The organism is Paenibacillus sp. V4I3 (assembly GCF_030817215.1).
Lineage (GTDB): Bacteria > Bacillota > Bacilli > Paenibacillales > NBRC-103111 > Paenibacillus_E.
Window position 1 is genome coordinate 4,405,858 of sequence record NZ_JAUSZA010000001.1, and the last position, 16,227, is coordinate 4,422,084.

Annotated in this window: 18 protein-coding genes; 17 read left to right on the forward strand and 1 reads right to left on the reverse strand. The window is 44.3% G+C overall.

Annotated elements, in window-relative coordinates:
• The first annotated feature begins 198 nt into the window (after nucleotides 1–198).
• The 5 genes from QFZ77_RS20085 (at nucleotide 199) to QFZ77_RS20105 (ending at nucleotide 4,218) form a co-directional block, all read left to right on the forward strand.
• On the forward strand, nucleotides 199–549 hold the full coding sequence (locus QFZ77_RS20085; RefSeq protein ID WP_307442127.1) for a CidA/LrgA family protein: 351 nt from the start codon (nucleotides 199–201) through the stop codon (nucleotides 547–549).
• Entirely contained in the window at nucleotides 539–1,228 is a 690-nt protein-coding gene (locus QFZ77_RS20090; RefSeq protein WP_307442129.1) for an LrgB family protein, read from the forward strand. The genes QFZ77_RS20085 and QFZ77_RS20090 overlap by 11 nt, the downstream gene beginning before the upstream one ends.
• A 175-nt stretch (nucleotides 1,229–1,403) precedes the next feature.
• Nucleotides 1,404–2,174, forward strand: a complete 771-nt coding sequence (locus tag QFZ77_RS20095; RefSeq protein ID WP_307442130.1) for a GNAT family N-acetyltransferase — start codon at nucleotides 1,404–1,406, stop codon at nucleotides 2,172–2,174.
• A gap of 20 nt (nucleotides 2,175–2,194) precedes the next feature.
• A complete protein-coding gene (locus QFZ77_RS20100) occupies nucleotides 2,195–3,187 on the forward strand; it encodes a lysophospholipid acyltransferase family protein (RefSeq protein WP_307442132.1) in 993 nt (330 codons plus the stop codon).
• Between the two features lie 35 nt (nucleotides 3,188–3,222).
• On the forward strand, nucleotides 3,223–4,218 hold the full coding sequence (locus QFZ77_RS20105) for a metal-dependent hydrolase (RefSeq protein ID WP_307442134.1): 996 nt from the start codon (nucleotides 3,223–3,225) through the stop codon (nucleotides 4,216–4,218).
• 104 nt (nucleotides 4,219–4,322) lie between these two features.
• Here the strand turns inward: QFZ77_RS20105 and QFZ77_RS20110 are convergent, their stop codons facing one another.
• Nucleotides 4,323–4,925, reverse strand: a complete 603-nt coding sequence (locus QFZ77_RS20110; protein WP_307442135.1) for a nitroreductase family protein — start codon at nucleotides 4,923–4,925, stop codon at nucleotides 4,323–4,325.
• Between the two features lie 77 nt (nucleotides 4,926–5,002).
• Here QFZ77_RS20110 and QFZ77_RS20115 point away from each other — a divergent pair, with 77 nt between their 5' ends.
• From QFZ77_RS20115 to QFZ77_RS20170, 12 genes are all read left to right on the forward strand, one after another.
• Nucleotides 5,003–5,296: a hypothetical protein gene (locus tag QFZ77_RS20115; protein ID WP_307442137.1), complete on the forward strand. Its 294-nt coding sequence runs from the start codon at nucleotides 5,003–5,005 to the stop codon at nucleotides 5,294–5,296.
• A gap of 165 nt (nucleotides 5,297–5,461) precedes the next feature.
• Nucleotides 5,462–7,708 (forward strand): DEAD/DEAH box helicase, encoded by a 2,247-nt coding sequence (locus QFZ77_RS20120; RefSeq protein ID WP_307449670.1) that lies wholly within the window; start codon nucleotides 5,462–5,464, stop codon nucleotides 7,706–7,708.
• On the forward strand, nucleotides 7,705–7,917 hold the full coding sequence (locus tag QFZ77_RS20125; RefSeq protein ID WP_307442138.1) for a hypothetical protein: 213 nt from the start codon (nucleotides 7,705–7,707) through the stop codon (nucleotides 7,915–7,917). Before QFZ77_RS20120 ends, QFZ77_RS20125 begins: the two co-directional genes overlap by 4 nt.
• Entirely contained in the window at nucleotides 7,914–9,296 is a 1,383-nt protein-coding gene (locus QFZ77_RS20130; RefSeq protein WP_307442139.1) for a ribonuclease H-like domain-containing protein, read from the forward strand. Before QFZ77_RS20125 ends, QFZ77_RS20130 begins: the two co-directional genes overlap by 4 nt.
• Before the next feature lie 462 nt (nucleotides 9,297–9,758).
• Entirely contained in the window at nucleotides 9,759–10,568 is an 810-nt protein-coding gene (locus QFZ77_RS20135; protein WP_307442140.1) for an Fpg/Nei family DNA glycosylase, read from the forward strand.
• A gap of 15 nt (nucleotides 10,569–10,583) precedes the next feature.
• Complete coding sequence (locus QFZ77_RS20140) at nucleotides 10,584–11,417, forward strand: deoxyribonuclease IV (protein WP_307442141.1); 834 nt, start codon at nucleotides 10,584–10,586, stop codon at nucleotides 11,415–11,417.
• Nucleotides 11,418–11,452: 35 nt separating this feature from the next.
• The gene (locus QFZ77_RS20145) at nucleotides 11,453–11,806 is read left to right on the forward strand and encodes a cyclic-phosphate processing receiver domain-containing protein (protein ID WP_307442142.1); all 354 of its coding nucleotides are present in this window, start codon (nucleotides 11,453–11,455) and stop codon (nucleotides 11,804–11,806) included.
• A 21-nt stretch (nucleotides 11,807–11,827) separates the two neighbouring features.
• On the forward strand, nucleotides 11,828–12,601 hold the full coding sequence (locus QFZ77_RS20150) for an ABC transporter ATP-binding protein (RefSeq protein WP_307442144.1): 774 nt from the start codon (nucleotides 11,828–11,830) through the stop codon (nucleotides 12,599–12,601).
• Between the two features lie 23 nt (nucleotides 12,602–12,624).
• Complete coding sequence (locus QFZ77_RS20155) at nucleotides 12,625–13,662, forward strand: SAM-dependent methyltransferase (protein WP_307442145.1); 1,038 nt, start codon at nucleotides 12,625–12,627, stop codon at nucleotides 13,660–13,662.
• Between the two features lie 86 nt (nucleotides 13,663–13,748).
• Nucleotides 13,749–14,762 carry a serine/threonine protein kinase gene (locus QFZ77_RS20160; RefSeq protein WP_307442146.1) on the forward strand — a complete coding sequence of 338 codons (1,014 nt, stop codon included), beginning with the start codon at nucleotides 13,749–13,751 and terminating at the stop codon, nucleotides 14,760–14,762.
• 25 nt (nucleotides 14,763–14,787) lie between these two features.
• Entirely contained in the window at nucleotides 14,788–15,390 is a 603-nt protein-coding gene (locus QFZ77_RS20165) for a hypothetical protein (protein ID WP_307442147.1), read from the forward strand.
• Between the two features lie 107 nt (nucleotides 15,391–15,497).
• On the forward strand, nucleotides 15,498–16,010 hold the full coding sequence (locus QFZ77_RS20170; RefSeq protein WP_057302375.1) for an acyl-CoA thioesterase: 513 nt from the start codon (nucleotides 15,498–15,500) through the stop codon (nucleotides 16,008–16,010).
• Nucleotides 16,011–16,227: the final 217 nt, after the last annotated feature.

Here is a 16,227-nt window from a genome sequence, read left to right on the forward strand (position 1 = left end):
TAAGAAGTCAATCTCCCTGATTTCCCACATACAATAAACAAAATCCCACGTTAACCGAGGTGATCATATGGAAATTACACTTGCCGAAGTGCTGCTTTCTATTTTTATGTCCTCGATTTTTTGTGTTATGTTTAGGGAAATACGAAATTATTACAGAGACTCAGGATAGTGCTGCTCGCAGCTGGATTGGAGAATTTTATGCTCGGTTTTGCTATATTACTAAGCTTTAATTTCTTAGGTTATGTGATTCAGATGAGCCTGCACCTGCCGCTGCCAGGCAACGTGATCGGGCTCATTCTTTTTACCGCGGCTTTGTTCACTAAGCTCGTAAAGCTGGCTTGGGTGGAAGAAGCGGCTTCGCTGTTGACGAGGCATATGATGCTCTTTTTTATTCCTTTTACGGTTGGCGTTCTAGCCTTTATTCCGATCATTGGAGCTAATTGGCTTGCTATTTGCGGCGGGACTGTTGGTGCAATGGTGGCTGTTCTTGTAGTAACGGGTTGGGTATCGTCAAAGTTAGGACAGGAGAGTAACAAATATGGCGAATAGCATACTGCAGCATCCATTGTTTGGTCTTTCTCTAAGTGTAATCAGCTATGCGTTAGCCAATTTGTTGTACCAACGATGGCGGTTTATGCACCCTCTTTTTAGTTGTACGGGGTTCATTATCCTTGTATTAGTATGCTTTCGTATTCCTTATGAGGACTTTAAACGAGGGGCTGACGTGCTGACGCTTTTACTAGGGCCTGCTACAGTTGCGTTAGGCGTACCTCTCTACAAATATAAAGAATTAATACGTAGAAATTTGGCGCGTGTCTTGATAAGTGTTTTAGCGGGTTCAATTACAGGCATTTCAGCTAGTGCAGCCATTGTGGGGTTATTAGGAGGAAGTCAGGCCATTATCCTAAGTATGCTTCCCAAATCGGTAAGCTCGGCCATCTCAATTGAAATAGCCGCGCGGTTAGGCGCGATTCCGGAATTAACAGCGGTATTAACCACTTTAACTGGGCTGATGGGCAGTATGTTTGGTACTCGGATCTTGAGTTGGTTTCGAATTAGAGATGATATCTCGATCGGCATTGCAATTGGAACAGCGGCTCATGGCATTGGAACAGCCAAAGTATTCAAGGATTCTGAGCAGCAGGGAGGATTTGCTGGATTATCCATGGGGATTTGTGGGATTATGACTTCGATTTTATTTATACCCATTTACATGTGGTTAAAATAGTGCTGTGCATGTTGAGGAACAGAGCTCGTAATAAGAGCTCTGTTCTTTTTTTTAGCCACAAATACGTAAAGAGTATTCACGAAATATTACAAATTCTTAATAACACGAAAACGAACACTTAATAATCCTCTGCTAATCTTGAGTTATTAGACTCCAGTTGATAGGCGTGAGGAAGATGAGTGGACCACTTCTGAATACGGCGCCCCAGCATGCCAAGCTGTCGGTTAGGCTTGCAAGCAGCGCACAAGAGATTGAGCAGGCTATGCGACTTAGGTATCAAGTTTTCGTCGAGGAAGAGAAGAACATGAGGATGCTGAATGAGCAGGGGCTTGAGAAAGACGTCTACGATGCTTACTGTGATCATCTCATTGTGAAAGATATCGAAACCGAGCAAGTGATCGGTACTTATCGGTTACTGCCTGGGGATCGAGCTTTGAGCGGGATCGGATTTTATTCCGAAACTGAATTTGATCTTACGGCCTATTCAGAATTGAAAAGTCAAACGCTGGAGCTTGGACGGAGCTGTATTGCTCCCGAATATCGTGGTGGAAAAGCGATTCAACTCCTTTGGGAAGGCATTGCTGGTTATATTAGCGAGCGGAATTATACGCATTTAATTGGTTGTGCGAGTGTGCATGTGGGCAATTTGGAGGAACTCAATTTGATCTACTCGATGCTGCGCCAGAAGCAAGTGATAACAGACCGATTCGGTATTGAACCACTTGCTACGCATCGAATCCCTGGCCTTACTCGAATGGAAATCGATAGCAATGAAAAAGAGCTGTTCCGTAAACTGCCGCCTCTGATGAAAGGCTATCAATGGCTCGGAGCGGAGATTGGCGGAGACCCGGCATATGATGAGCTATTTGAGACCGTAGATTTCTTTATTATTTTACAAAAAGATCGGGTTACACGTCGTTATAAACGCCACTTTCTGACTACTTAAGCAGGTAAGGAGGACTTACCTTGTATGAATGGATTGCCAAGCTGACGTTGAATGAACGTAGGCTGCATCGCATCGAGAGAGTGCTCTGTGTTTATCCCATGTGGATGATGTCGGCTGCTTGTTCTATGTTAGCGTTTGTGCTTTATCGGGTATTCCGAAAAGGGTTTCTAAAGCGAGTGGAACACAATTTAATAGACTTACTAGGTGAAATGCCTAAGAGTTCATTAAAGGCTATTTCCAAGCATTATGTTCAAAATGTCGTGTATACACTTTATGAAATTCTTTTCCTTTCTGTTCGGTTGAAAAAGCTTTATGCTAGTCACTTTAATGTGCAAGGTGAGGAACATCTACAAGAAGCACAGCATCAAGCGGAGGGTAAGGGATTCATTGTTTATGCACCTCATGTTGGCAACTTTTTCAACTATTATTGGTATTTGACTCAGAAGTTCGATTGCTTAACAGTGGCTTCAGCTGGAAGTCCTGAACTTAAACCTCTGTATATGAAGTTTGCCGCTATGGGTTGTAATGGCTTAGATTACGACAGTGTCCCCCCGTTGGAGCTGTATCGTACATTGAAAAAGCACGTGCAGAGCGGCGGAGTTATTTTCATCCTCGGTGACTTCTGGAGACCGACATTTCCTTTATCGAGGTTATTTGGCCGACTGACTCGTACACCTGAAGGTGCAGCCATGTTAGCGCTAGAGCATCAAGTGCCAGTTGTACCTTTCTATGGATATCGCGTCAAAGGGTTTAAACATCGGTTAGTTTTTGGATCTCCTATGCATTTACACGAACAATTTGAGCGTACAGGACGTTCAGGACGTTCAGAACGTGCAGAGGCAAACTTGCTTTTGAATGCGTTCATGGAGCGTGTGATCCGTGAGCAGCCTTCGGCATGGTTTTATTGGTTTAATGTTCATGAACGGTGGGAGAAGGTCCCATCATCAGCTGCTAATAACACAAGTAACGATGTGATCGGAAGTATAGATTTGACTACGGAAGCAGCAGGATGACTCACACAACGACCAAAAGGATTGGTGATCGACACATGGACACTGGAAGCCACTTATTGTTCGGCGTCACGTTAGCGGGATTGGCATGTTTGGAACCGGCCGTTGCACAGGAACCAGCGCTGGCCCATGCCATACTTGCAGGAACACTCATTGGTTCGCATGCCCCTGATTTTGACACCTTTGCACGTCTGAGAGGATATGCGAACTATGTTCGCGTTCATCGAGGGATCACACATTCGTTGCCGGCTTTGTTCATTTGGCCCATCCTTCTAAGTTTGCCCCTTGCTGCCTTGTTTGGTGTATGGGAGCATCTGATTAGCTTATATCTATGGACTTTTGCAGCTGTAATGTTCCACGTATTTCTAGATTTGTTCAATGTGTATGGCGTCCAGTGCTTCCGTCCATTTTCGCAGAAATGGTTCCATCTCGACACCCTCTGTCTCTATGAACCATTCTTATTTGTTCTTCATGGCCTTGGTGTCCTACTATGGTTGTTCATCTGGCAAGGAAATGGTGGCAGCCATATCGGAGAGGTATTCGCTTTGATATATGCGGCAACCTTCTTCTATATTGCAATAAGAACCTCGCAGCGCAATCGTTTCGTTAAGCTCGTAAAAAGTAAATTGAACCTCGCAGATGGCATCTGTCATCTCATTCCTAGCCTCAGTTGGTTTCAATGGCAATTCGTACTTGAGGATGACACATGTTTCTATCTAGGTGAGATCCGACATGGTCACGTATTGATTCAGGAGGAGTATAGTAAAGCGGATTACAATCAGAACGATTCACATCCTATTGTTCAGGCAACCATGGCCACGGATGGTGTTCGTGCCTTCTTGCACTTCGCACAACGGATTCACGTGTGTTGGAAAGAGAAGAACGATGGTTATGAGGTGCAGTGGCGCGATGTGCGATTCTGGCATAAACGTAAGCTCCCTTTCGGCGTCAATGTGCTGCTGGACCGGGACATGAACGTGGTCAGCGACACGCTCGGTTGGGATAAGAAGGCTTGGGACCCGCCGTATGTTTGATAGATTTGAAATGAATGGATAAGGTTGAATATTCATATAAAAAGAAAGAACACCTCATGACACGGTATTTTACACTCGTGATGAAGTGTTCTTTTTTCATAAACTTAAAGCGTCTGACCAAATTCTCCACCGTATAAAAGCTCGCTTAACTCTCGTCTGCCTGATGGGATTTCGCGCTCTTGGAACTTCTCGTCGAGAGCTTCAACAGGGCCGCGGTAACCAATGACGATCACAGCATGAATATCGTACTCTTCAGGGATTTGAAGGGCTTCGCGGGCTTGATTCCGATCGAATCCGCCCATGGCGTGAGTGATTAGACCTTGATTGTTGGCTTCTAGAGCGAGGTAACCCCAAGCTGTACCAGCATCGAACGCGTGACTTGGGTTATCGCCGCCTTTAGGCGTTTTGGTATGTGAAATGACAAGGGTGAGGACGGGGGCTTTTTCGCACCATTCCCGGTTGACCGGCATAATGAAGTTGTGAAATTTAGCTCGCTGTTCAGGTGTGCGGGCAATAATGAAGCGCCATGGCTGCAAGTTGCTTCCGGAAGGTGCCCACCTTGCGGCTTCAAAAAGACTAAGGAGAACATCTTCTGTCACTTCTTGATCGGTAAAGGAGCGTGGCGACCAACGTGTTAGGAATTGAGGGTTGATTTCGTGGTCAGGTTGACGATTGGATTCGACTTCAGCAGGTAAAGAAGTTGTCACGATAAATTCCTCCTTATTTTGTAATCTTCCTTATATTACCTGATTTCAAAGTCGATTACGAGTTTCTGAAAATCCTCTTGAACGGTATGGTTTTTCATGATTATGGAAAAACTAGTGGTTATGAAATGATGGACCAAGAAGAGGTGCGAGAAACCGTGAATTTTACTAGTCATGATGTTATTATAATTGAAAGAGCGCTAAGAACAGCGATGAAACATGATAGGGAAGAGCATCGTTCAAGAGATTATCATGAAGTTTTGCTCAAAATGCAAGAGAATGTGGAGCAGGCGCTCACCGTCAATGCTCAACAGGCAACCATAGAACATGAAGGAATTCGGTATGATTATGATGATTCATCCGATCTCATGTAGACATACGAACGTATATTCTGTAAGGCTGCGGCGGGAAACCGAAGCAAAAAAATGAATAGTAGGTTACACAAAATGAGGCCCTAGTAAATAAATGGGGCTTTTTTATTTTGTGTGAGACGTTTATAATAGGGGAACAATCGTTCTATGCGGAGTGGTGAAAATATGATAAGAAAAAAATCCCTATCGGATTTAATACAAGGATTAAAAAGTAATGAAAATATAGTTAATTGGCATGAAGTTGAACCGCAAGAAGCAAAGACCCGTTCAATGCCTGAAAGCGTAGACCTAAGAATAAAGGCCGCATTAACTCAAAGAGGAATAGAACAGTTATACACTCACCAGCACACAGCTTATGAAACTGTACGTAAAGGTGAAAATATTGTTGCTGTTACCCCAACTGCTTCGGGTAAAACACTTTGTTATAACCTTCCTGTATTACAGGCAGTAGCCGAAGACGACGGAAGCCGCGCGCTTTACTTATTCCCAACGAAAGCCCTGGCGCAAGACCAAAAAAGCGAATTAAACGAAATCATTACGGAAATGGGCATTGATATAAAAAGCTTCACATATGACGGCGATACTTCCCCAGCAATTAGGCAGCTTGTTAGAACTGTAGGGCATATTGTAATTACTAACCCAGATATGTTACATGCTGCAATCCTTCCCCATCATACGAAATGGGTAAGTTTATTTAGTAATCTTAAATACATTGTCATTGATGAACTACATACTTACAGGGGCGTTTTCGGCAGCCATGTAGCAAATGTTATTCGTAGATTACAACGAATCTGCAAATTTTACGGCAGCAACCCTCTTTTCATTTGTACTTCTGCGACAATAGCAAATCCAAAGGAACTAGCAGAACAGCTTACAGGAAAGCCTATGCGGCTAATTGACGATAACGGCGCTCCTAGGGGAAGGAAGCATTTTGTTTTCTATAACCCGCCAATTGTTAATAAGGCGTTAAACATTCGGAAAAGCGCAACAGTAGAAGTAAACCATTTAGCCAGGGAATTCTTAGCAAATAAAGTACAGACTATTGTTTTTGCCCGAAGTCGGGTACGAGTAGAGATAATCTTAAGCCACATACAAGAACTGGTTAAGAATGAAATAGGGGCAAAATCTATAAGGGGTTACAGGGGCGGTTACTTACCAAGTCAGCGGAGGGAAATTGAAAGAGGGTTAAGGAACGGGGAAATTTTAGGCGTAGTAAGCACGAACGCTTTAGAATTGGGAGTAGACATAGGTCAACTGCAAGTCTGCATTATGAGTGGCTACCCTGGAAGTGTAGCAAGTACTTGGCAGCAAGCAGGCAGGGCAGGTAGACGGCATGGGGAAGCCCTGGTCCTAATGGTAGCAAGCAATACACCCATAGACCAGTACATAGTCCAAAATCCTGAATATTTTTTCGACCGTTCCCCGGAATCAGCAAGAATTAACCCGGAAAATTTAATTATTCTTGTTGATCATTTACGCTGCGCTGCTTATGAACTTCCAATGAAAAAGGGGGAAGAATTCGGGCCTTTAGAGATAGCCGACATTTTGGAATACCTGGTAGAAGAAAGGGTACTGCATCAGGCGGGGGATTCTTTTTTCTGGGCGAATCAGTCTTTCCCAGCAAGCGAAGTAAGTCTGCGTTCGGCAGCACAAGAAAATGTAGTCATAATCGACCAGTCGGACGTAGCGAATGTAAAAATTATTGGGGAAATGGACAGATTTAGCGCTATGACCCTGTTACATGACGAAGCTATTTATCTTCATGAAGGGGTACAGTTTCAAGTTGAGAAGCTGGACTGGGAGCATAAGAAGGCCTACGTACGGGAAGTCGATGTAGAATATTACACGGACGCAAACCTAGCGGTAAAGCTTATAGTATTAGAAGTTGACCGGACGGAAAACAGGCGAACCACATCACTTCATTATGGCGATGTTCGAGTAAACGCGATGCCAACACTGTTTAAGAAAATACGCTTAACCAGTTTCGAAAATATCGGATACGGTCCAATTAACCTACCCGAAGAAGAACTGCATACCAGCGCGACCTGGATAGAGTTAAAAGAGGTAGACCCGACATTAGGGACGAAAACGCTGGAACAACTGCTTTTAGGAATTTCGAATGTACTGAGGCATATAGTACCAATTCATGTAATGTGCGACCGAAGCGATATACACGTAGTTTCACAAATAAGGGCCGAGCATACGCAGCTGCCTACGATTTTCATATATGACCATTACCCCGGCGGCATTGGACTTGCCGAAGACGTTTATAGGCGTTTTGACGATATAAAAGCTGCGGCAAGAAATTTAATACGAAAATGTCTCTGTGAAGACGGCTGCCCTTCATGTATTGGTACGGAAATAGAGGGACTTAACGCAAAACAAAAAAGTATAGAATTGTTGGGGGTAATATGAAAATACGTGGTTCTGTACCCTGCTACATTAAATTTCGTTTGAGAACGCACAAGAACATAGATGCTGGCCCTATTCGGTTGCCCGAAGAAGAGCTGCTTACGAGATCTTATTGGTTTACCGTCGACGAGGAGATGTCGGCGGGGCGTTCGGCCAATGATAAGCAGCATGTGCTGCTCAGCATTGCGCAGCTCGAAGGCGGTGCCCGATGAGCGGGCTCCGCGAGAGGCTGGGCCGCCTGCGGGGACCTTCGGCGGCTCAGGTTGCACCGCCGACCCTGCCTGCGGCAGACGGCGAGTGGGCGCAGCTCGGCGCCCATGTAGAAACGAGCCCGGCCGGCTCGTTCGTCATGCGGCGCCGTGTGTACGGCGCGGACAGCGTGCACGGCAAGTATCGGCTGCGTGAGCTGGCCGATGTTGCGCAGCAGCTGTCCTGCTTTCACGACCGTGACGCCGTCGTCCGGCTCGAAGAGCTGCTCTTCTTCGACACCGAAACGACCGGACTCGGCGTCGGTGCAGGTAACGTGCCGTTCATGGTCGGCATCGGCTTTTATACCGGTGAGCTGTTCACGGTAGAACAGCTCTTGATTCGTAACCCAGCGGAAGAGCATGCTATGCTTGTTTATTTGCAAGAACTGCTCGACCGCTTCACGCATATCATTTCCTACAATGGCCGAACATTCGATTGGCCTATTCTAAAGAATCGCTATGTACTTAATCGACTCAAATTGAATGATGCGAAGCTGCTTCAGCTTGATCTCCTTTACCCCTCGCGAAGTCTGTGGCGAAACACGCTGCCATCTTGTCGTCTAAGCAAAGTCGAAGAGAGCCGCCTTGGATTTGAGCGAGTAGATGATGTGCCGGGATCCATGGCACCCGCTTTATATTTTCAATATCTGGCCGAGAAAAATCCATCCGTACTCGAGGGTGTTTTCGTTCATAATGAGCACGATATCGTTACTTTAGGTGCACTTGCCATACATTTTGGCAAACTGCTGAGTGGAGAAATCGAAATCGAACCCGAACCCGTAATCGAACTAGAAGAAATGTTTCGAACAGGACTGTGGCTAGACAAAATGGGTCGTTCTGCAATTGCAGACAATTACTTCGATATATTGTTTGCTAGGTTAATGAATGATCTGGAAGCATCTAATCCAACTGATCAAGAATCAGCCATTCTTCTGTTAGCAGCTTTTTATAAGAAAAATGGTGAATATCTTCGCGCAGTTGAATTGTGGAAACGATGGATTGTCATCAAAAACGCGAGCATTGCACTTCATTTGGAGCCTTATTTGGAGCTAGCGATGTATTACGAGCATCGAGAGAAGAACTTTGCTCAGGCGATATTTTACGCTGAGGAGGTTTGGGCAAAGCTCTGGCGCCGCCGTTCACTTCACCGTGGAGATAAACGTCAAAACGAAGTCGAGGAAGCACTAGAGAAACGTATCCATCGATTGAAAGGTAAGTTGAGGAAAGCAGAAAGTCATCCGTTTGAGATGAATTCACTTGCTGTGAAGGGTAAGAACACATCGAAAGAGAAAACCAAGACACGCAAAATAAAGCCGATTTACGTTAGTGAAGGCCTAATTTAATGGGTATGGACGCCAAATTTAGTTATTTCAACACATTAGATAAGAGCCTCTAGAGACTGCTAAATTTCATTTTTCATCAATGAACAAGAAATAGAAGCTCCTAGAGGCTCCTAATTTAAGTATTTTCATCAGTTTCGATAGCATTCCATAGTAATAGAAGTCCCTAAAGACTGCTATTACTCATTTTCATACGATTATGATTGAAATAAGAATCTCTAGGGGCTCTTATTTTTGAATTTCATGTCGAAGGGAGCATCTATGTTTTGTCAAAAGGGAATTCAGGGGAGCGCCTAGTTTAAAGCAAAGAAGCATTAAGAAGAGCTAAGCAGCACTACGAGCACAAAGAAACACCAAAAGCCCCAAGAACTCTCCAGCACCATCCTGAAGTTTGTGTAAGGTAGTTCCGTTTACTTTCCCAGTCATTTGGATATACAAGGAAGAAAAAGGCAAGGAGAGTGTGCCATGCCCGAACTTCCAGAAATGGAAACGTATCGTCAGCAGTTGACGCGATTAATTCAAGGTGCGCCAATCACAGGCACGGAAGTTACGCGTCCGAAATCATTGAATGTGGAACCGGATAGTTTCATTCGTAAGCTAACTGGAAACCGTATTATACGGATAGATCGCAGAGCTAAACATTTGCTGTTTCACTTAGTATCAGGTGAAGTTTTGTTATTGCATTTAATGCTTGGTGGTTGGATGTTCTATGGCACGGAGGATGAGAAGCCGGACCGGACAACGCAAGTTGTGATCCATTTTGGTACGAAGCACTTATATTTCATCGGGTTGCGGTTAGGATATTTACACATGCACTCACTGCCTGAGGTTGATCTGCTCTTAGGCAAGCTTGGGCCTGAGCCACTGGATTCCAGCTTTACTTTTCCACAGTTCCAGCAGGTGTTGAAAAGTAAGAAAAGCAACTTGAAATTATCCTTTGTTGACCAATCGTTTCTCTCAGGGATTGGGAACTGCTATTCCGATGAGATATGCTTTTATGCGGGTATTCTCCCACTTCGCAAATTGTCCTCACTGACTGAAGAAGAGCAAAATCGCTTATTTCAAGCCATGCGCTCGGTTCTTCTCGAAGCAATTCAATTCGGTGGATATATAGACGAGCCTCTATTTATTGGGGACCGTTTGACGGGGCAATTTGATGCTAAGTGTCGTGTATATGATCGAGAAGGGGAGCCTTGTTTGCGCTGCGGACATCCGCTAATCAAGACAGAAGTTTCGAGTCGCAAATGCTTCTACTGTGCTAATTGTCAAGCGTGAAAGGGCTGATTCCTGATGTTTATTGGCGCTCATGTTAGTACGCGTGGCGGCTATTTAGGTGCGGCCAAAACCGCTCTGTCTATTGGTGCTAATGCATTTCAATACTTTCCTATGAACCCGCGCAGTCTTTCTACCAAATTAGTTAATCAAAGAGATACAAGTGCATGCGCGCAATTTTGCCTGGAACACGGCATTTTGTCGATTGGGCACGCTCCGTATCCTCTGAACCCTGCGGCTGATGAGGTTGAACGCGAGCATATGATTAAGCTTTTGAGGAATGGTTTGGAAATTACGGATGCCTGCGGTTCGGTAGGGTTAGTGGTGCACTTTGGAAAATATATTGGAAAAGACCCGTTACAAGGCTATAAAAATATAATACAATGTTTGAATAACGCTGCTCAGGGATATGAGGGTTCTTCTTTGATTCTGCTTGAGAATCAAGCTGGGGAAGGTGCTCAGCTGGGGCTAACCATGGAAGAAATGGTTCAAGTGCGCAAACTTAGTGAAGCTCCAGACAAGATTGGATTTTGCTTGGATACGTGTCATGCATTTGCAAGTGGCTTATGGCAAGGGCATAACTGGTTAGAGCTTGAGACAAAGGGGAAACAGCTTGACTATTTTCCGCATCTGAAGGCTGTTCATTTGAATGACTCTGTTCATCCTTATGGTTCCCGCCGAGACCGCCATGCGAATATTGGGGCCGGTTATATTGGCCTTGAGAATTTACAGAAGATGATTGCCTCTTCCTTTTTGAAGCAAATTCCAATCGTTCTTGAAACAGGTTCAGGCAGTGACGGTACACATGCTCAGGAAATTGCACTGGTGAAATCTTTGTTTACTAGTACTTGATTCATTCCATCATGAACAGGAAAGGAAATCCGATCATGATTCATGTATACTTAGATGACTTGCGCCCTTGCCCCCAAGGATTTACTTTAGCCAAAGATGTCAAAGAATGCATTTTACTGCTCCAAGAGTTTGATGTTGATATTTTATCGTTAGATCATGATTTGGGTTGGTCTACGATGGAGACAGGCATGGATGTCGTCATTTGGTTGACTCAACAGCGCAAATTTCCCAAAACGATTTATATTCATACTTCCAGTCCCTCGGCTTGTACGGCTATGTACCAAACGCTTTACACGGCCAAACCCGAAGGGATGAGTCTATACCCTCACCGAATTCCTGACGATTTGCTTATGCAGATTGCACATGGGACTTATAAGAGTGAGCCGTAGTCAGAAAGGAATCGACAGCAAATGATCCATTTATCCGGTATTCATTTTATTAGAGGAGAACGTCATATTTTACAGGATGTGAATGTACACATTCAGCCAGGTGAACACTGGGTATTGTTAGGCCGCAATGGTTCAGGAAAGACAACATTGCTTGAAATGATGAATGGATACGAGTTCCCAAGTCGGGGAACGGTAGACGTGCTGGGCAATCGATATGGTCAATGTGATGTGAGGGAAGTTCGCAAGAAAATTGGCTATATTTCACAGTCTTTATTCGAAAAATTGAACTTAAATGACCCCGTCCTCGAGGTTGTTTCTACAGGTGAGTATGCCTATCTCCGGTTTTATCAGGAAATACCGCAAGAGGTGAAAGATCGTGCGCTAGTCATGTTGGAACGTGTCCGCATTCCTCATTTGGCTCATCAGCCTTTAGGAAGTCTTTCGCAAGGAGAGCGTAAAAAAGTCATGCTTGCCAGATCGCTCATGATGAAGCCTTCCATTCTCATTATGGATGAACCGGCGGCCGGTCTAGATTTATACGAGAGAGAACGTTTTCTTACAGATGTCAACGACCTTAGCAAGCAAAACATTACGGTTGTATACGTGACGCATCATATCGAAGAAATAATCCCTTTATTTACGCATGTTGCTATCATTGAACAAGGTGAAATCATTGCTGCAGGGCGCAAAGAAGAGGTACTGACTCCAGAAAATATTCATCGAGCTTTTGGGATCGATATCACGTTGGAATGGTTCCAAGAACGACCATGGATTAAGGTTATTGAATCAAGATAGTAGATTACATAAAGGATGCGGCTATGACACACTTAACGACATACATTGGTACCTCGAATCACGGGTTCGCTCAATATGCACAAGATGAAATTCGTAAATTATTTCCCTTAACTAAGTTTACTTTGTTGGTGCCGACAGAGGTGTTTATATTTGAAGTGCCCGAGGGTATAGAAGATATGATCACAACGCTTAAAGAGACGGAGCCTATGTTTCTTAGGCATGTTCAGCCTGTGAGTCAAGAATGGGATTTGAGCCGTACGGATGCGGATATCGAACATCTCAAGGCTTGGCTAAGAGAAGCCATTTCTTCAGGGCTTATTGGTTCAGGCAAGAAAATAGCCACCCAAGTGCGCAAAGAAGAGCGGGCGGATGTACCTTATGCACCTTTCACCGTCAAGGCAGCTTTAGATGAAATTTTGGTTTCTGAGATTCAGGCTGAACCCGTAGTTCGGTATGCGGATCAAATCATTTCCGTGTATATTAGCGCCAAGAAGCTATTCGTGGGGCTATCCAAGCCTGCCGACAATTTGTCTGATTGGTCAGGCGGTGCGATCCGATTCATGAAGGAAGAGGATCAAATCTCGCGTGCTAAATTTAAGCTTTTGGAAGCGGAACAGCGATTCGATATTGATTTCAGTGTTGCTCGTACGGCACTAGATATTGGCGCGGCCCCTGGTGGATGGACATCGTTACTTTTGGAGCGTGGCTTGCGTGTTACGGCTATTGACCCTGCATCCATGAGTCCCAGACTTCAAGGCAACCGACTTCTCACGATTCTTAAGAAAAATGCTGGCGATGTGAAGCTGCGGGAAAATGAGTTTGATTTGCTTGTCTGTGATATGAGTTGGGATCCACGTCAAATGGGTCGTTTAGTCGCTGATTTGCTCTATTCCTTACAAAGTGGGGGAACGGCAATCATTACGGTCAAACTCATGCACAAAAAACCGTTCCAAACGGTTCGTGATGTTTTGAAGATTTTGGAGCCGTCGTTATTTCTGCTTAAAGCCAAGCAATTGTTTCACAATCGGGAAGAATTGACGCTTTATTTGCAAAAGACGTAGAATGTGGAAAAAAATGTAGATTTTTAAAGAAGGCCCTCTTATAATCAAGGTAAATCTTACCTGATAAGGGGGTCATTTATTTATTGATGAATAAACAAAGCTGGATTGGAACATGTATAGGGGGAAGATACCGACTTGAAACCTTGCTCGGTCAAGGTGGAATGAGTCATGTTTATTTAGCAGAAGATTTGAAGCTGAAAGGGAAGAAGTGGGCAGTGAAAGAATGTTTGCCTGTAGAAGCCGATGATATGACATTCTTCCTAGAAGAAGCGGAAATGCTCGCTAGACTCCAACACCCACAGCTGCCTCAGTTAGTTGATTATTTTACAACCGAGGATGGAAAAGGCTTCTTGGTTATGGATTATATTCAAGGGCCAACGTTGCAAGATTTATTTGAAGAAAAGGGCCGTGAGCTTCCCGTTGCGAAAATTGTTCATATGGCCTTTCAGCTGTGCGATTTACTTCACTATTTGCACACTTTTCAACCTCGCCCGATTATTTACCGCGATCTCAAGCCTTCCAATGTGATGTTAAATGAGCACAACCAAGTCCGATTAATCGATTTTGGCGTTGCCCGACACTTCAAACACGGTAAACAATCCGACACCATGCAAATGGGTACGATTGGCTTTGCGGCTCCCGAACAGTTCTTGGGCTTACAAACAGATGCGCGCACTGATTTATTTACACTCGGCTCCATGCTGTATTACTTATTATCGGGCGGCCAATATGCGTATATCACTCAAAAACCGTTGGAACAGATACGAACAGATTTACCAGAAGCCTTAACCTCAATGGTACGATTACTCCTGCAAGAGCACCCGCAAAACCGCTGTCAATCTGCCATGGAAGTAAAAATGAGACTTCGTTCCATTTATTCCGAATCAACAGCAGCCCCAGAAGCTCTAAATCTGCAAACACCATTCATTACTTCAACACCTGATAAATTAATTGTTATTGGCGGTTTATTTGCTGGTGTAGGTGCTACATTCATGGCGATTACATTGGCAAGAATTCTTCATTCTCTGCACATCCCAAACGCGGTAGTTGAGCAGCCAACAATTGAACCTGATTTGGTATATGCTCCTTTACGGCGATAGCAAGGCCCCTAAGGATTACCCATTCGTGTCGAATCTCATTAGTGACCAAACGTCAGCAACGATTTCATCATGGACCAACGGTTTTACGACATGGGTACCTCTTCATCCTGAGGGATTTCAAAGCTCATGGCATCCTGCGGATTCCTTCAAACTTCTACATACGATAAAAAAACCGATCGTCATCTGGGACGTATCCACGCATTGGGAAGATCCTTCCGTTCAAGAACTTTGTCATAGTGCGGATGAGATCATTGTAGTTATAGACGCTTCTCCTGGAAAGTGTAATCGCCCAAGTTCACGAGCACATTTCAAAGGATTTGATAGGTATCAACAGCGTGGTAAAAAGGTGCATTATGTGGCTAATGGCTCAATACCGGGACATTTCCGGAGCGAATGGGTAGATTCGCTTCCAGCGGCACCGTTATGTACCCTGCCTGAAATTCCGCGTGCTGAAGTTATGCGTGCTGTTTGGAAAGGGGAATGTATCCAAGATCAGACCGAGGTTTTGGAAAAGTTGAAAGATGCTTTGATCCCTTTACTTAGAGAGATTCTGCCGGCAGAAACGGTTAAAAAAAGCAGTTTGAAGGGGAGTAAATCTTTATTCTCACGATTCAAAAAGCATAGTTAGCTCCCTTAATTAATTTGTAAATCGTTTCTCAAGTTATAACCAAACGACCCTAATTGTGTTATGATGAGTCATATTTCATTTAGTAGCAGATAGAGGGGGCAATTCATATGGAACAACGATTTGCTAGAGAATCCAGATGTTTCAAGACGTCACGAATTTTTCCGACCGATGTAAATAATCATAACACGCTCTTTGGTGGAAAGCTGATGTCCTATATTGATGACATTGCATCGATTGCGGCACATAAACATTGCAGGAGGTCTGTCGTGACAGCCTCAACAGATTCTGTTGACTTTTTGTCACCCATACATACGTCAGACTCGGTTTGCTTGGAGTCATTCGTGACATGGACAGGCAAAAGCTCGATGGAGGTTTTCGTCAAAGTCGTAACAGAAGATTTGAAGACAGGGGCAAGAAAAATTGCTGCGACCTCTTTCCTGACATTCGTTGCACTCGATGACAACAAAGTTCCGGTTGAAGTTCCAGATGTGGTTCCAGAAACGGAAGAAGAGAAGAAGCTGCATGAATCGGCGCCACACCGAGCAGAAATGAGACGTCTACGAAGAGTTGAAAGTAAGAAGCTGGCCAGCTTCTTCACGATGAAATACCCTTGGGAATAAAAGGGATTGATTTTCTGTTAAAATGTGGTACAATTTGGATAAATTAAATCGGACAAGCGGAAGCACCGCTGATCGTGGAGATCATATCTCCTCAATCGGCGCGTGCTTTTTTTGTTTTCTCCGAATCGCGAAGGAGGCTGATGCATGAAGGTTGAGACGACCATTCGCATTGCCATTGTGCTCACCGTTATTAGCTTTGTCTTAATCGCTAGTGGCG

What these genes read in the sequence shown, in the direction of transcription:
- QFZ77_RS20095 (WP_307442130.1), top strand. Translation starts at nt 1,404, where the DNA reads ATGAGTGGACCACTTCTGAATACGGCGCCCCAGCATGCCAAGCTGTCG.
- QFZ77_RS20085 (WP_307442127.1), top strand. Translation starts at nt 199, where the DNA reads ATGCTCGGTTTTGCTATATTACTAAGCTTTAATTTCTTAGGTTATGTG.
- QFZ77_RS20125 (WP_307442138.1), top strand. Translation starts at nt 7,705, where the DNA reads ATGAAAATACGTGGTTCTGTACCCTGCTACATTAAATTTCGTTTGAGA.
- QFZ77_RS20155 (WP_307442145.1), top strand. Translation starts at nt 12,625, where the DNA reads ATGACACACTTAACGACATACATTGGTACCTCGAATCACGGGTTCGCT.
- QFZ77_RS20140 (WP_307442141.1), top strand. Translation starts at nt 10,584, where the DNA reads ATGTTTATTGGCGCTCATGTTAGTACGCGTGGCGGCTATTTAGGTGCG.
- QFZ77_RS20145 (WP_307442142.1), top strand. Translation starts at nt 11,453, where the DNA reads ATGATTCATGTATACTTAGATGACTTGCGCCCTTGCCCCCAAGGATTT.
- QFZ77_RS20130 (WP_307442139.1), top strand. Translation starts at nt 7,914, where the DNA reads ATGAGCGGGCTCCGCGAGAGGCTGGGCCGCCTGCGGGGACCTTCGGCG.
- QFZ77_RS20105 (WP_307442134.1), top strand. Translation starts at nt 3,223, where the DNA reads ATGGACACTGGAAGCCACTTATTGTTCGGCGTCACGTTAGCGGGATTG.
- QFZ77_RS20150 (WP_307442144.1), top strand. Translation starts at nt 11,828, where the DNA reads ATGATCCATTTATCCGGTATTCATTTTATTAGAGGAGAACGTCATATT.
- QFZ77_RS20090 (WP_307442129.1), top strand. Translation starts at nt 539, where the DNA reads ATGGCGAATAGCATACTGCAGCATCCATTGTTTGGTCTTTCTCTAAGT.
- QFZ77_RS20135 (WP_307442140.1), top strand. Translation starts at nt 9,759, where the DNA reads ATGCCCGAACTTCCAGAAATGGAAACGTATCGTCAGCAGTTGACGCGA.
- QFZ77_RS20160 (WP_307442146.1), top strand. Translation starts at nt 13,749, where the DNA reads ATGAATAAACAAAGCTGGATTGGAACATGTATAGGGGGAAGATACCGA.
- QFZ77_RS20170 (WP_057302375.1), top strand. Translation starts at nt 15,498, where the DNA reads ATGGAACAACGATTTGCTAGAGAATCCAGATGTTTCAAGACGTCACGA.